Source organism: Candidatus Neomarinimicrobiota bacterium, assembly GCA_012964825.1.
Taxonomy (GTDB): domain Bacteria; phylum Fidelibacterota; class Marinisomatia; order Marinisomatales; family S15-B10; genus UBA2125.
Map to the genome: position 1 here is coordinate 54,346 of DTTI01000073.1, position 13,927 is coordinate 68,272.

At 48.0% G+C, this 13,927-nt stretch carries 17 protein-coding genes; 14 read left to right on the forward strand and 3 right to left on the reverse strand.

Annotation, left to right across the window (positions count from 1 at the left end):
• The first annotated feature begins 35 nt into the window (after positions 1–35).
• The 14 genes from EYO21_07210 (at position 36) to icd (ending at position 10,541) form a co-directional block, all read left to right on the forward strand.
• Positions 36–956 carry a sodium:calcium antiporter gene (locus EYO21_07210; protein HIB03591.1) on the forward strand — a complete coding sequence of 307 codons (921 nt, stop codon included), beginning with the start codon at positions 36–38 and terminating at the stop codon, positions 954–956.
• A gap of 124 nt (positions 957–1,080) precedes the next feature.
• Positions 1,081–1,731, forward strand: a complete 651-nt coding sequence (locus EYO21_07215) for an ATP-binding cassette domain-containing protein (protein HIB03592.1) — start codon at positions 1,081–1,083, stop codon at positions 1,729–1,731.
• Complete coding sequence (locus EYO21_07220; protein HIB03593.1) at positions 1,728–2,594, forward strand: ABC transporter permease; 867 nt, start codon at positions 1,728–1,730, stop codon at positions 2,592–2,594. Before EYO21_07215 ends, EYO21_07220 begins: the two co-directional genes overlap by 4 nt.
• 88 nt (positions 2,595–2,682) lie before the next feature.
• A complete protein-coding gene (gene hrcA, locus EYO21_07225; protein HIB03594.1) occupies positions 2,683–3,720 on the forward strand; it encodes a heat-inducible transcription repressor HrcA in 1,038 nt (345 codons plus the stop codon).
• The gene (locus tag EYO21_07230) at positions 3,713–4,318 is read left to right on the forward strand and encodes a nucleotide exchange factor GrpE (protein ID HIB03595.1); all 606 of its coding nucleotides are present in this window, start codon (positions 3,713–3,715) and stop codon (positions 4,316–4,318) included. The genes hrcA and EYO21_07230 overlap by 8 nt, the downstream gene beginning before the upstream one ends.
• 3 nt (positions 4,319–4,321) lie before the next feature.
• Entirely contained in the window at positions 4,322–5,449 is a 1,128-nt protein-coding gene (gene dnaJ / locus EYO21_07235; GenBank protein HIB03596.1) for a molecular chaperone DnaJ, read from the forward strand.
• Between the two features lie 147 nt (positions 5,450–5,596).
• Positions 5,597–5,833 carry a helix-hairpin-helix domain-containing protein gene (locus EYO21_07240; GenBank protein HIB03597.1) on the forward strand — a complete coding sequence of 79 codons (237 nt, stop codon included), beginning with the start codon at positions 5,597–5,599 and terminating at the stop codon, positions 5,831–5,833.
• A gap of 44 nt (positions 5,834–5,877) precedes the next feature.
• Positions 5,878–6,639: a hypothetical protein gene (locus tag EYO21_07245; GenBank protein ID HIB03598.1), complete on the forward strand. Its 762-nt coding sequence runs from the start codon at positions 5,878–5,880 to the stop codon at positions 6,637–6,639.
• 6 nt (positions 6,640–6,645) lie between these two features.
• The gene (locus EYO21_07250) at positions 6,646–7,545 is read left to right on the forward strand and encodes a hypothetical protein (GenBank protein HIB03599.1); all 900 of its coding nucleotides are present in this window, start codon (positions 6,646–6,648) and stop codon (positions 7,543–7,545) included.
• A complete protein-coding gene (locus tag EYO21_07255; protein ID HIB03600.1) occupies positions 7,545–7,865 on the forward strand; it encodes a hypothetical protein in 321 nt (106 codons plus the stop codon). The genes EYO21_07250 and EYO21_07255 overlap by 1 nt, the downstream gene beginning before the upstream one ends.
• A complete protein-coding gene (gene rsmD / locus EYO21_07260; protein HIB03601.1) occupies positions 7,858–8,379 on the forward strand; it encodes a 16S rRNA (guanine(966)-N(2))-methyltransferase RsmD in 522 nt (173 codons plus the stop codon). The genes EYO21_07255 and rsmD overlap by 8 nt, the downstream gene beginning before the upstream one ends.
• On the forward strand, positions 8,376–8,867 hold the full coding sequence (gene coaD, locus EYO21_07265; protein HIB03602.1) for a pantetheine-phosphate adenylyltransferase: 492 nt from the start codon (positions 8,376–8,378) through the stop codon (positions 8,865–8,867). Before rsmD ends, coaD begins: the two co-directional genes overlap by 4 nt.
• Before the next feature lie 125 nt (positions 8,868–8,992).
• A complete protein-coding gene (locus EYO21_07270) occupies positions 8,993–9,307 on the forward strand; it encodes a zinc ribbon domain-containing protein (GenBank protein HIB03603.1) in 315 nt (104 codons plus the stop codon).
• A gap of 10 nt (positions 9,308–9,317) precedes the next feature.
• The gene (gene icd, locus EYO21_07275) at positions 9,318–10,541 is read left to right on the forward strand and encodes an isocitrate dehydrogenase (NADP(+)) (protein HIB03604.1); all 1,224 of its coding nucleotides are present in this window, start codon (positions 9,318–9,320) and stop codon (positions 10,539–10,541) included.
• A gap of 6 nt (positions 10,542–10,547) precedes the next feature.
• Here the strand turns inward: icd and EYO21_07280 are convergent, their stop codons facing one another.
• The 3 genes from EYO21_07280 to EYO21_07290 all read right to left on the reverse strand — a co-directional run bounded on the left by EYO21_07280 (position 10,548) and on the right by EYO21_07290 (position 13,837).
• On the reverse strand, positions 10,548–11,894 hold the full coding sequence (locus EYO21_07280) for an acetamidase (GenBank protein ID HIB03605.1): 1,347 nt from the start codon (positions 11,892–11,894) through the stop codon (positions 10,548–10,550).
• Positions 11,895–11,926: 32 nt separating this feature from the next.
• Positions 11,927–12,196: a hypothetical protein gene (locus EYO21_07285; GenBank protein ID HIB03606.1), complete on the reverse strand. Its 270-nt coding sequence runs from the start codon at positions 12,194–12,196 to the stop codon at positions 11,927–11,929.
• A gap of 162 nt (positions 12,197–12,358) precedes the next feature.
• On the reverse strand, positions 12,359–13,837 hold the full coding sequence (locus EYO21_07290; GenBank protein ID HIB03607.1) for a T9SS type A sorting domain-containing protein: 1,479 nt from the start codon (positions 13,835–13,837) through the stop codon (positions 12,359–12,361).
• Positions 13,838–13,927: the final 90 nt, after the last annotated feature.

The window sequence follows — 13,927 nt, forward strand, 5'->3', positions numbered from 1 at the left end:
TATTCAACTCCTCAGAAGGTAACTAAAAGGAAATCATGGAAGTTGTAAAAGATGTAATTATTGTTCTTGTGTGTGTCGGTGTGATAGCTAAAGGAGCAACTTGGCTTGTAGATAGTGCATCCAAAATTGCCAAGCGTATGGGAATCTCAGAACTGGTAATCGGGCTGACCATATTGGCATTGGGTACATCAGCTCCCGAATTTGCTGTTTCGATCTTGGCGGCTTTGAAGGGAATAGGTGATATTGCCATAGGGAATATTGTAGGTTCGAACATATTTAATCTAGGCTTTATTCTTGGTGGTACAGCAATTATCCACAGCCTGAAAACAAGTAGAATCGTCATTGTAAGAGATGGCTTATTCTTACTATTCGGTACGTTTATTCTATTGTTTTTTCTCTGGGATTTAGCCCTGACCAAATTTGAGGGAGGAATCCTTTTTTCCCTGCTTATTCTTTATCTAAGCTATCTTTATATCAAAAGAGAACCGTTAGAAATGGATCAGGTAACGGGTAAGATGGATTGGTGGGATCCTGTGTCGCTGATTGGAGGATTGGCGATGGTTCTCTTTGGTGCCCACTTTATGGTGGAGTCAGCGGTTAACCTGGCAAAATATTTGGGCGTATCAGACTGGGTCATAGGGGCTACCGTAATTGCGGCAGGGACTTCAGCTCCTGAATTTGCTACATCACTGGCTGCGGCTTTGCGTTCTCGTTATGGAATGTCTGTTGGAAACCTGATCGGGAGTGATATTTTCAATCTGTTCGGAGTTCTCGGGGTGGCGGGAATACTGAGTGATATACCTGTTGGTTTGGATGCCAGGGTGCATCTTGTGTTCTTATCTCTTATGGTTGCTCTTGTACTGGTCTTCATGCGCACAGGGTGGGTGGTATCCCGAAGGGAGGGATACATATTGGTGATGATCGGCCTGGTTCGGTGGATATATAGTTTTATCTGATTTCCTGTTTAAATCTTGAGTCAGTTGAACAGTTGACTGAACATATTTTGACTCTTTGCTCTTTATTCCTGAAAGACTTCATTGACATAAGACAAATAAGTATTATTCTTGTGTTGGTGTCATCATGATTAGTTTCAAAAATGTATCCTGTACCTTTGAAGATGGCGTCGGCATTGAGCATGTAACTTTTGATATCGAGCCAGGTGAATTCGTCTGCATTATAGGACCCACAGGGGCGGGTAAAACCACTTTTCTGAAACTTATCTATATGGACATCTTCCCTGAGGAAGGGACAGTAAGAGTGGACAAATACAGATCTGACAAAATCAAGAAACGCAACATTCCCATGCTGAGGCGCAAGGTGGGGATGGTGTTCCAGGATTTCGAGTTGCTGAAAGATAGGAGTGTTTTTGAGAATATCGCCATTCCGCTCCACGTTCAGGGAGTCGGAATGAAGGTGGTGAAAGATGAGGTTGAGAATGTGTTGGAACGGCTCAGCATCTCGGATCGTCGGGATCATCTGCCGACCCAACTTTCAGGCGGAGAGCAGCAGATTGTTTCACTTGCCCGAGCCCTTGTGAAGGATCCGCTGGTGATCCTTGCTGATGAGCCGACGGGGAACCTCGATCCTGCCGCTTCTCTCAAGGTGGTTGAGCTGCTGGAAGAGATTAACAGGGACGGTACAGCGGTTCTTATGGCCACTCACAATTTCTCCCTAGTGAGAGACCGGGGTTACAGATTCATGCAGATTGTAGACGGCGAAATCCAGACATGATTGATCGATTTCTATACCTTGTCTCGGAAGGCATCCGAAGTCTCTGGCGAACCAAATCAACGGTACTTGCCACCATCACCGCAATAGGTATTGCTTCCAGTTTTGTGGTGATTATCGCAGTGGTGGTCGAGAATGTTTCGGGCATTATTCAAATTGCCCGAGGGCAATACGAATTTCAGGTCTTCTTTTCAGAGGACGTTGACAACACCCAGGCGGCGAAACTAGTTGATCAGATAGGCGGCATTGAGGGTATCAAGTCCGCTTCACTGATTACCAAGGATGAGGCGGCTGATATTTTCCAGCGAGAGTTTGGAGAAGACATTTTTGAGCTTTTAGAGGAAAATCCACTGCCACCGGGATCTGTTCTTAAGCTGGAAGAGCCCAAAGAGGGAAGGATAGATGTCAATCCCATTATAAAGCAGATCGAATTTGTGGAAGGTGTGGATGAAGTGCGCTACCAGGGGCGCCTCATTTCACTCATCGAGAGATACTATGAAGGATTTTTCGCTGGGGTGACTGCCCTTGCCGCGGCAATCCTGTTTGGCACGGTCATACTTATATCAAATACCATTCGTCTGAGTATTTATGCCCGGCGGGACCTCATCAGGATTCTGAAACTGGTGGGTGCTACCAACAGGTTTGTCCGATTCCCCTTCATGGTTGAGGGTATTCTCGAGGGACTCCTGGGCTCTCTGGTGGCCGCGGCAGTTTCTTACGGTTTTGTTGAAGGGAGTAACTATTTTCTTTCACTCTTTACTCAGTACCGTCTGGTGTGGCAATTTCAGATCGTGGCTCTGCTTATGGGTGTCATCATCTTTTTCTCGTTTGTGGGGAGTGTGCGTGCGGTGAGGAAGTTCCTATAGCGACTGTTTCTCTCGACGGACGATAATCTTGATTAACCCTGACCGTGACTGTAATTTTGGAAGTTAGTCTAAAGTGAGATTTAAGAACATGAAAGCCGATATCACTCAGCCGTCTGACCGGGACAAGGCCATCCTCAAGATGGTCATTGAAGATTTTGTAGATACTGCTCACCCCGTGGCATCCAAACGGTTGAAAGAGGAATATAATTTAGAACTGAGTCCTGCCACTATCAGGAATACACTTCACTTCCTTGAGGAGGTTGGTCTTCTTAGTCACATCCACACTTCCTCAGGCAGAATTCCCACCGATTTTGGTTACCGCTTTTACGTAGATGAACTGCTGGAATCGAAAGTGGCATCTGAGTCCATGCGGCAGATCGCCATGGATGAACTGGCGGCAGCATCGTTCAATGTGGAGAGACTGTTTCAAATCACAGCCAATTCACTGGCGCAGCTGAATCACCTTTTCGGCTTTGCCATCCTTTTAGTTGACAGCCGGAGAAAACTGACAAATCTGGATCTTGTGAAACTCAGTTCAGGGCAGGTGTTGCTGGTGCTGGGTTTCAAGTCAGAGAAGGTGAGAACCGTTCTTTTAAATCTTTCCTTGGAGATCAAGGATTCTCTCATTGAGATGGTGGCTTCAATACTCAGAGAGCGGCTCATTGGTCTCTCCGTATCAGATATAACAAAAACTATCGGTAACCGTCTCAGGGGTCAGTCAATTTTTGAAAGTGAAATTATCCAGGTAATCATTGAAAATGCGGAAGATTATTTTTCAGTTTCGTCAGAAGATGAAATTTTTTCTTCAACAAAAGACCAGCTGTGGCAACATCCTGAATTCAGTGAGCCGGACAATATGCAGTCCATGATCAACGCGCTGGATAATTCAAAAACCATCAGGAGTTCAGTGGATATGTCCGCTGAAAGCGCAAGTCTCACCATCGCCATCGGTTCAGAGAATAGCGCTCAGTCCATGCATTCCTGCTCCGTGGTGACCAAGTCAATGGTACTTGGTGAGAATTCCGCCTGTTTTGGTGTCATCGGGCCTACGAGAATGAACTATGCTGAAGTCCTTACAGTTCTGGATCTTTTTGCTTCAACAATCGAAAAACTGAATCATGCCTAAAAAAAAGAAAATCAAAAAAGAGAAAGTCGAAGAAGAACCAAAGAATGGTCAGGTTCCTGAAGCTGAAGAAGAGATAGCAAAAAAAACAGAGGCTCTGGAAGAAGCTGAACCGGTAGATGAAGAGGTTCAAGAAGAGTCCTCTATCGAAGATGAGCTGAAGGACCTCCAAGACCGCCATCTTCGCCTCCGTGCCGAGTTCGACAACTATAAAAAGCGAAAAGATAGAGAATTCATCCGTTTGTTGCAGTATGAGGGTAAGGATGTGATCATCTCTTTTCTCGGTATCGCTGATGATCTCCAGAGAATGATCGCTTCTGCGGATGGAGATAAGTCGAAAAATGCGAAATCGCTAGTGGCGGGGATGAATCTTATCCTCGAAAAACTTCACCGCCGGCTCAGCGCCCTGAAGGTTGAACCGTTTGATTCCGAAGGGGTCAAGTTTGATCCGGAACTTCACGATGCTATGATGACCCAGACTTCCGATGATCACGAAGATGGTGTTGTGATCCAGGAATTTGAAAAAGGGTATAAATACAAGGACAGGGTCATCCGTCATGCTAAGGTGATTGTCAATTCAAAGGGTAGCGATAAGGAGTAGCTCGTGAAGCGTGATTACTACGAGGTACTGGGCTTAGAAAAGGGTGCTGGCGAAGCCGAAATCAAGAAAGCTTATCGCAAGCTTGCCATGAAGTATCACCCTGACAAAAATCCCGGTGATAAAAATGCTGAGGAAAAATTCAAAGAGGCAGCGGAAGCTTACTCGGTTCTAAGTGATTCTCAAAAGCGCACGCAGTACGACCAGTTTGGCCATACCGCCACTGACGGCGGTCCAGGCGGTTTTGGCGGCGGTTTTGGCGGATTTGAAAACTTTGACCTGTCTGACGCCCTCCGGACCTTCATGGAAGGTTTCGGTTCCAGCTCATTTGATGACTTTTTCGGCGGCGGTACGGGCTCAAGGCGCCGCAGCCGGGGCTCGGACCTTAAAGTTACCCTAAATCTTAACCTTGAAGAGATTGCAGAAGGTGTAACCAAAACTATCAAAGTAAACCGGATGGATTCGTGCGACTCTTGTAATGGTACAGGTGGTGAGAAAGGGGCCATGCCCATACGGTGTACCACTTGCAACGGCTCAGGGCAAGTGCGCCAAATCTCCCGTTCACTTTTTGGCCAGTTCGTCAATGTGGGGGCGTGCTCAAACTGCGGCGGCAGTGGTGAGGTTATATCCAAGCCTTGCCGCTCTTGTGCCGGTGACGGCCGGAGAAAGAAAGCATCACAGATCAAAGTAAATGTCCCCGCCGGTGTGGCAGCTGGCAATTATATGACACTCCGTGGCGAGGGGAATGCAGGGCCAAGGGGAAGTGACAGGGGCGATCTGGTGGTTTTCTTCGATGAAAAAGAACATAAATTCTTCACGCGTCACGATACTGACATCATCACAGAGGTAGAAGTCTCTTTCTCCCAGGCGGCCCTAGGTGACAAGATTGAGGTGCCAACATTGACCGGCTCCGCCAAATTGTCCATTCCAGCTGGTATCCAGTCCGGACAGGTATTGCGGATGCGGAATAAAGGCCTAGGTGAACTGCGTAATGGCAGGAAAGGTGATCAACTGGTGAAGATTCAGGTAAGCACACCTACAAAACTAAATTCCAGCCAGAAAAAACTGTTTAAGGAGCTTGCTTCAAGCAACGGGAGAAAAGTGAGAACCGCCGTGAGGAAGGTGCGACTCTAACCTATGACACCTCAGGAAAAATTCATTTCCAGATTTCTTCTGACGATACTTGCCCTGGGTCTAGCAGTGGGATTTGTCAGGCGGACATGGTTCCCTGAAAATATTGATATCTCTAAAGCGTCTGAAGAGGCAGACTAGGTTGCCCGAATTGCCCAGGAGGGGAGAGCATCTCACCTGGCCGGGAAAAATATCGCTTCGATAATCACCATCCAAAAAGTAAACTTGAATAGAGCTCTCAAGAGTGAACTTATAATTCTTCCCGGCATTGGTCCGGCACTGGCTGACCGGATCTTAGCATACTGGGACGAGTTTGGCACATTTAAAACCATAGACGATTTGAAGAATGTGAAAGGAATCAGTGCTAAATTCCTTGGAAAGATTTGACAACACCTGGAATTGTGAAGCTGAAAAGAGAGACAAACAGATAGATGACTGAATTTCTGGATACAAAATATAAATGGTGGATTAGAGACCTTCTGGAACTGGCGATTCTGGTTTCCGTGATCGCATTCCTGGGTGTGATTTATATGCCCCGGCTGATTTGGGATCAAGAAGAGGCTGTAGAAGCAGAAAGCCGTTTTTACATGGAAAATGTTTATGACGTCCTTTCATATTATGAACGCCTCACCGGTGAGCGGACTGCGGATGGCCAATGGGCCATAAAGGTGGTAAATGCAGCCAGGGATTCCCTTACTGCCGACACTACATTTCTCAGTAAGCAGAAGATTCATCTTGACGATGGCACAGCCGATGTGGATATGTTTGCCAACTATGCTGTGGTTTATGACACTAGCTTCGGTTTCCTGAAGACCCGGAAAGATACGCTCATGGACACAACTATGGTTGTCGTGAACTTCAATGAGGATGAATCACGTTACGATACCTCCTTTGTTCGCAAGAATATGCTGAAGTCTTTTCTGGAAGACAGTACTTTTGTGAATGTATCGGACACAACCTATTCCAGTCACGTGGAGGTTGTTAGCTATTATGACAGCTTTACGCCTGACCCGACCATGCTTTACTGCCCTCTGACAAATCAACCTTATCTCATAGAATTGACTGAATATGATTACAAAGTTGAAAGCCCCATCGAGGGGAAATATACGGAGCGTCGTTTCCTTATCTTCGCATTCAATACGCGGTCCCACGGAAAAATTGAAGACGGGGAAAAGAGCTGGATACGCTTCTGACCGTGTATGCTCGCAATTTCTATCAGGAGTGGCTGGCTTCGGTTTGCTCACGCTGATGTCAATGAAGAGACGTTAGTTGTCAATTCCCTCAAGGCAACAAAACTTTCCAAAAACTTTTACCGCCCTGATCTGAGATCACCAGATCTATTGGTACATCTCGGGGTTATTTTTCATGATGTTATAGAATCACTACCTGTTCATGACAAAGAGGTGTTCTTGTCACTGGATGAACGGTGGATCGACTGCCAGATTTTTCCCGTCGACAAAGGATTAACTATGGAAGAACAGGAAGCATATCTCAACTGGTTCCTGAAGCGGCGCCTCGGTCCTCTTTGGCCTACGTCATCTGTATTCTTCAAAAAGGTTGAATCGAATGGCAGTGATAAAGAGTGGATTCTGACATGTGTTGTTCCAGAGAATGCACTGGAGGCGTTGAATGTTGCTTTGGAGCGGGCTGGAGCGGTGCCGGTTTGGTTGGAGCCTTGCACACTTTCCCTTGCAAGGGCGGTGGGTGGGGATAAAGCCAGCGTTGTTTTCATCAAAGATGGCAGAAGTGTAAGGGCACTGTTCTTTATTGGCGGAATAATGCACTCGTTTGGCAGTCCTAAAATTCGCGACGGAGTTATTTCCATGGACACCATGACAGGTGATCGAGGACTGGCATCTTCAATGATCAAGATGATTAATGAGATAAAACCCAGATCGACAAAGACGCCCGCCATCAGCATCAAATTTGTAGGAGAACTCCCCGGTAAGTGGCAAGGGTTTGTTTCCTCTAAAAAGCGGCATTTGCAGGAGGTAAATCCCCTGGATTCATTTACTTTGGCTAAAGGTGCAAAACTGAAAGGTACTGACCCCTCAGATTTTGGTGAAGTGGCAGGTCTTTTGCACCGGAGGATTATGTGATGACGGACCTCAACCTGTTCGGCAGTGAAGGCTTTCAGGAACCGGTGGCACTGCAACAGGTAAAATCACGAACAACAAAAGTGGAGCTGGCGAGGGTAGAGGAGCCTGAAAAAAAGACGGTGAAAGAAACGGTGAAAAAGCCCCCTGAGCCAAATAGAAAAAGTAAGTACAAAGGACATGAAATTTTTTCTTTTCTTTTGTCTGCTGCTATCGTTGCGCTTGTGATCTGGTACTTTGTACTGAGGAAAGAGGTCTCCTTCTATATTAACGAGTACCAGCCCAGTGCCTTTGAGATTCACCGGCAAGACACCCATGGCTGATCTTTCCATCCTTGCCGGTACCTACAAAGGTACCCGGCTCAAAACACCAGAAGCGGCTAATACACGGCCCACATCCGCCAGGGTAAGGAAATCACTCTTTGACATTCTGGGTGACCTGTCGGGATCCTCTGTCCTGGATCTTTTTGCTGGTACCGGCGCCCTCGGTTTGGAAGCTGCTAGCCGGGGTGCAGTCTCAGTTACATTTGTTGAGAGCGAGAGGAAAGCCGTGGAATCCATAAAGAAGAATGGCCTGCTGTTCCAAGGCGTGAAGTTGGACGTCATCAGGCAGGATGTTTTCCGGTTTCTGAAAAAGAACGACAGTTTGTTTGACCTGATTTTGGCAGACCCGCCTTATGGCAAGGTGAACTTGGACGGGCTGGCGGAATTGGCACTTCAGTGGCTCAGCCCAGAGGGTCGTCTGATGATTGAATCTTCAGTGCGGGAGAGCTGGCGTCCCGAAAGGGCCCGGGTGAAGGAATACGGCGACACACAGATCTCAATCTTTTCTTCATGAGTAGATCTCCCAAAACAGCCATCTATCCTGGCTCCTTTGACCCCATTACACTGGGCCATATCGATGTCATCGAGCGCGCCGTCAAGATTTTTGACAGGGTAGTAGTGACAGTTGCATCCCATCGGGATAAAAGCCCCCTCTTCAATCTTGAAGAGCGGATTGATATGATCGGTGTGTCCACCAAACAATTCAACGAGGTGGAAGTAACCTCCTCTGAAGGACTCATCGTGAAGTTTGCTGAGGAGCAAAGAGCGGTATCCCTTATCCGCGGACTGCGCTTCGTCAGTGATATAGAGTTTGAGTTTCAGCTGGCGTGGATGAACCGCCACCTCAATGCTGAAGTGATCACTGTTTTCCTCATGACGGATGCGAGGTATACTCACCTCAACTCCTCTCTCCTCCGGGAAGTGACTACCCTGGGCGGTAATGTGGACGATTTTGTTACACCTTACGTCTCTCAGAAACTGAAAGAAAAGCTGAACCTGTAATCAGTTTTTGTCACTTTCCCATCGTTGACAGAAAAATAATGAGATTATCATTCCCACCGCGGGGGTTGAAGGGCTAAATTCTCCGTCTCGATTAGGTGAAAAAAGAGGTTTAGTTAACTAAAGCCATGCCAACGTACGAATACAGATGCACTAAATGTGGTCATCGCTTTGAGATGCTTCAGACCATGACTGATGCGCCGCGTAAAAGGTGTCCCCAGTGCCGATGCAAGGTGGAACGGCTTATAGGTGCCGGTGCGGGCCTCATCTTCAAGGGGTCTGGTTTCTACATAACCGATTACGTGAAAAAGGACGGCGGTAAAGAGGAATCGAAAAAACCTGCCAAAGCCAACGGCAAGTCTGAATCTTCCTCTGAGAAAAAGGGCGAAAAGAAAAGCGACAAAAAGAGTAATACCAGTACAAAATCAAAGGAAAAGGATTAAACGGAAAGACATTATGAGTGAGAACGGCCAGAAGATAACTTTCGACAACGGACAATTGAACGTTCCCCATGAGCCCATCATCCCTTTCATTGAAGGGGATGGAATTGGTCCAGACATCTGGGCGGCGTCGGTCCGTGTATTCGATGTGGCGGTAGAAAAGAGTTATGACGGCCAGCGAAGCATTTCCTGGAAGGAGATCCCGGCCGGGGAAAAGGCCAACGAAGAAACTGGGGAATGGCTGCCCCAAGAGAGTGTTGATACCATCTCTGATCATCTGGTGGCCATAAAAGGTCCTCTCACCACACCTGTGGGGGGCGGCATCAGGAGTCTTAACGTTTCTTTGCGCCAGCTTTTGGATCTGTACGCCTGTGTCCGTCCGGTGAAATGGATCCCTGGAGTACCGTCTCCCGTGAAGAGTCCGGAAAAGCTGGATATTGTCATCTTCCGGGAGAATACTGAAGATGTTTATGCCGGTATCGAATGGAAAGGGGGAAGTGCAGAAGCTGAGAGAATTCGGGAGTTCATCAACTCAAATTTTGAGAAAAACATTCGTGAAAATTCAGGCATAGGTATTAAACCTATCAGCCCCTTTGGAACAAAGCGACTGGTGCGGAAGGCCGTTGAGTACGCGGTGGCCGACGGCCGGGGATCTGTAACGCTCATGCACAAAGGGAATATCATGAAGTTTACCGAGGGCTCTTTCCGCGATTGGGGCTATGAGCTGGCTGCTGAAGAATTCGGTGAAGGTGTCATTTCTGAGGAGGCGCTGTGGGAAAAGCACGATGGCCAGGTACCGGAGGGCCAGCTGGTGATGAGAGACCGGATCGCTGACAGCATGTTTCAGCAGATCTTGCTCCGTCCCGATGAGTATGAGGTGATCGCTACACCGAACCTGAACGGGGACTACATCTCAGATGCCGCCGCTGCCCAGGTAGGTGGTTTGGGGATGGCACCAGGTGCTAACATGGGTGACAGTATTGGTCTGTTTGAGGCGACCCACGGGACAGCACCCAAATATGCAGGTCAGGACAAGGTGAACCCAAGTTCAGTTATCCTTTCCGGTGTGATGATGCTTGAGCACCTGGGGTGGCAGGAGGCTGCTGACTGCATTGTCCGGGCCATGGAAGAGACCATCCTGCAGAAGAGGGTCACCTACGACCTTGCCCGCCAGATGGAAGGCGCCACGAAAGTGGCCACATCCGCTTACGCGGACACCATTATCTCCAATATTTAGGTTCTGTTAAAAACCGTTGCCGTACTGGTCCTGGACGTAGGGCATGAGCCCCCGTTTTTCCAGTTTATCTACCGGCGCCCTGAAAGTTACCTGAACCACACCGGGAGCCCGCCCGATCTCGATAGCGCCTGTTATGGTGGCCCTGTTCTGTACTTCAGGGACCGTTACCTCAAGAAAGTCCGCCGCCCGTTTCAGGCCGTTCTCCGTAGCGGCGTTCAGGTCAGCCCCGGTGCCTACAAACGAGACAGGTGCTGACGCTTCCAGGGATTCCAGACCCCAGGCAATGGCCACGGTTTCGGCCTTTTCACGTTCAGAGTCGGTGAGAGGTTGAGCGAGATAGGGGAGATCTTCTTTTACGGGGAGAATAATGGGCCCGTCAATATCCAGTCCTTTTAGGACATGAACCTGCAGGTTCACCGTTCCAGAGACGTCAGTGGTGTGACCTGCGATCTCGCCGTCGCCTTGCATAGCGTGCATATCACCCAGATAGACACCGCCGCCAGGCACCTTAACGGGGCAGATGAGAATGGCGCCAGCCCGGACGGCGTCAATATCCATATGGCCGTCAGTGCGGTGGACAAGATCATCCGCCTCAATGCCGTAGGCGTGAGGCGCACCCACAAGGAATGTGCCAAAATCACCGGCGTTGTGTGAATCGGGCATGGGAATGGCCGGAGTTGTTCCCAGCTGACCCATAAAGGGGCGAAGCCGTGCCACAACGCCCACCAGGTCGCTGGGGCAGAAGGCGAGGATGGGGTTCTGCACAGATTTTTCCGGCAGGGCAGCGTAATGTGCCGCGCTCTTGCCAACTTCCTCGGCGGCCTTTTTGTGAAGTGTCACCCCAATTTCACGGTTGTTATCGAAGAATATGGTGTATCCGTTGGTGAATGTGAACGGCGTTACATCGTTGCCGCACTTCACGCACCGGACAGATTCCTGGCCAATTCCCTCCAGGCGGGTCTCGGGCCACACCTCGTCACAGGTGGGACATTTCCCGGCCACATAGGGATCACCCAGGAAACGGTCTTCCATCCACTGGTCATTGCCTGATGCAGTGGCCATGGAGGTGACGGTAATATCCTTGATGCGGAGTGCAATGGCATCACCCACCTCGGCGCCGGAAACGTAGACAGGCTTGGTCACCTCGTGACCGCCCCGGATGGACGGTGTAATCATGGGACCCCAGCAGCCTGGCGTTGTGTTTACCATAATGTGGCCGCCGTCCTTTACGGGACCCAGCATGGGTTTATTGGGATCCAAAACGCCATCTACAAATTCATCCACGTAAACAGTCTCATGACCGTTGGTCTGTGTTGCTGATTTTTCTTTTACAGCAGCTTCATCTTTTGCCATGGTTAACTCCTCCTCGGAATGTTGGTTTAGGCTCAGCCCCCGGCAGCGGGACTGAGAAAAGCGATATTCTCGCCCTGACTTATCTGTTGGTCCGAATTCACCATCTTGCCGGAAATGACGGGTAGCGTGCTGTCCAGCTGATCTTCAATGTCCGGGTGTTTTTTTTTAATCTCTTCTTTTACATCAGAGACGGTGGATGATTCATCCACCGTAACCCTCACCCTGTTGGTTCCCAATGTGTCTGCGATCTGGGAACTTAACCGTACGTTGACCGTGATCTTGTTATTTGATGAATTGTCCATAGCACATTAAGTAAGTGCAGGGCCCTTGTGATTTAATGAAAGGCTTAAAGTCTCACCCTTGAGTTGATAAAGTAGGAACAGGGGAGGAAAGGGTCAAGAAACTTTGACAAGTTTTTTGTTAAAACCGGGCCGATTTGTAGCCTTAGAGAAAGAAATTTTTTTCTACTTCAGCAGTACCATCTTTTTGACCTGCCTGTAATTGGCAGTCTGGATGATGTAGAGATATGTACCTGATGATACCTTTGTAGAAGAATTACTTGTTCCGTCCCAACGAATCGTGTAAAAACCGGCATATTGTTCACCGTTTATCAGTGTTTTTACTTCCTGTCCAAGGATGTTATAGATGGATAGTCTCACTTTCTGGTCTGTCGGTATCTGGTAATTGATGGTGGTCACCGGATTGAACGGGTTGGGATAATTCTGAGACAGATGATATTCCGTAGGAATGGTTTTGATCAGCTCACTTACCTCTTCTTCTACCCATGATGCAGGTCCGTAGAAAACAGTGAACTGTCTCCCCAAATTACTTGTGTTGATCAACTTAAGTATAAAGGAATTCTTTTGAATTAAGTCGTATTGGTCACCATGACTCTTATCAACCATGACCATTTTGTAACCGGGATCTGTATCACCTTCCAAGTTTGTCTTCACCGTCATCTCTTCTTTACTATTGCTGGGATGCAGGTAACCATGCCATGTGAATGTGGAATCGCCGGCATTTCGGATATCCTGCAACAGATATTTTGGTCTGTCTGATTCTTTATCCATGACCCAGTCAAACTTGATTTTGTCATCATTATTGGGGACGGGAGGCTCTGTTACATTGTCATACCTGTCAAAATCGTTTTCCGCCTGTGAGTGTATTCCGATAAAGTTGCTGTTGTCAGAATATTTAATGGTACTGAAGCTGATTTGAGTTCTGAATAACTTCTCGGGTCTCTTCATGGCGGTATTGCCGTTGTTTTCAGTCTTATCTTTTGAGCCGCCGCCGGAGAAAATGGTGCTGACCTGGCCTCCACCACCACCGGTGGCAGTGAGGACAACAGTGGTGTCAGCTTTGTTACAAATGATATAACCGCCAAAGGGGGTTATATTGGTTTTGTAGCCAGACCATCCGCCTTGCTCGTTGTATTCCAGCGGGCCGCAGAAAAGAGTTTGATCAACATTACCCAGATCGAAGGGGAACGGGTAGGGGTTACCTACCAGGTTCCAGCCAGGCTTTAACACCCATTTCAGTGTATCCACATTGGTAACCACACCGCCGCCGATGGTAAAATCACACTCTTCACCAATCTTCTGATATACCCAGTAGCTTAGTCCGGCAACTATTTCTGTAGGATGGACGTACTCACCGTTCACATACTGCCAGACCACGAATTTGTCCTCATCGATCTGCCCAAAGCTGTTATAGAACACATCTTCAATGGTGTTATCATCCAGCTGGGTGGGTATTGAGATAAGAATCCACGTATTCGACGGTATACATTCAGGGAAGGATATTACCCCCGGTGGAATTTTAACGGGTAGACTGTGAACTTCAGAATTGGAGGCATATCCCAGTATATCCGAGGCGAAGAAATAGAATTTTATTCCCTTTTCATCAATGGTTTCCAGGGTGACAATTCTTTCGATCTCAAGCATTCTTATTCCTGCTTCAAAAGAAATCTGGTGCTGAGTGTATTGTTCAGAACCTCCCTTGCCCACATTAAGCAACACACTTTCCAATGGCAG

Bases quoted from the DNA above. Each gene is read 5' to 3' on its own strand.
- EYO21_07245 (HIB03598.1), top strand. From the start codon at position 5,878: ATGACTGAATTTCTGGATACAAAATATAAATGGTGGATTAGAGACCTT.
- EYO21_07255 (HIB03600.1), top strand. From the start codon at position 7,545: ATGACGGACCTCAACCTGTTCGGCAGTGAAGGCTTTCAGGAACCGGTG.
- hrcA (HIB03594.1), top strand. From the start codon at position 2,683: ATGAAAGCCGATATCACTCAGCCGTCTGACCGGGACAAGGCCATCCTC.
- EYO21_07285 (HIB03606.1), bottom strand. From the start codon at position 12,196: ATGGACAATTCATCAAATAACAAGATCACGGTCAACGTACGGTTAAGT.
- coaD (HIB03602.1), top strand. From the start codon at position 8,376: ATGAGTAGATCTCCCAAAACAGCCATCTATCCTGGCTCCTTTGACCCC.
- EYO21_07250 (HIB03599.1), top strand. From the start codon at position 6,646: ATGCTCGCAATTTCTATCAGGAGTGGCTGGCTTCGGTTTGCTCACGCT.
- EYO21_07230 (HIB03595.1), top strand. From the start codon at position 3,713: ATGCCTAAAAAAAAGAAAATCAAAAAAGAGAAAGTCGAAGAAGAACCA.
- EYO21_07220 (HIB03593.1), top strand. From the start codon at position 1,728: ATGATTGATCGATTTCTATACCTTGTCTCGGAAGGCATCCGAAGTCTC.
- EYO21_07280 (HIB03605.1), bottom strand. From the start codon at position 11,894: ATGGCAAAAGATGAAGCTGCTGTAAAAGAAAAATCAGCAACACAGACC.
- EYO21_07270 (HIB03603.1), top strand. From the start codon at position 8,993: ATGCCAACGTACGAATACAGATGCACTAAATGTGGTCATCGCTTTGAG.
- EYO21_07215 (HIB03592.1), top strand. From the start codon at position 1,081: ATGATTAGTTTCAAAAATGTATCCTGTACCTTTGAAGATGGCGTCGGC.
- EYO21_07210 (HIB03591.1), top strand. From the start codon at position 36: ATGGAAGTTGTAAAAGATGTAATTATTGTTCTTGTGTGTGTCGGTGTG.
- EYO21_07290 (HIB03607.1), bottom strand. From the start codon at position 13,837: ATGCTTGAGATCGAAAGAATTGTCACCCTGGAAACCATTGATGAAAAG.
- rsmD (HIB03601.1), top strand. From the start codon at position 7,858: ATGGCTGATCTTTCCATCCTTGCCGGTACCTACAAAGGTACCCGGCTC.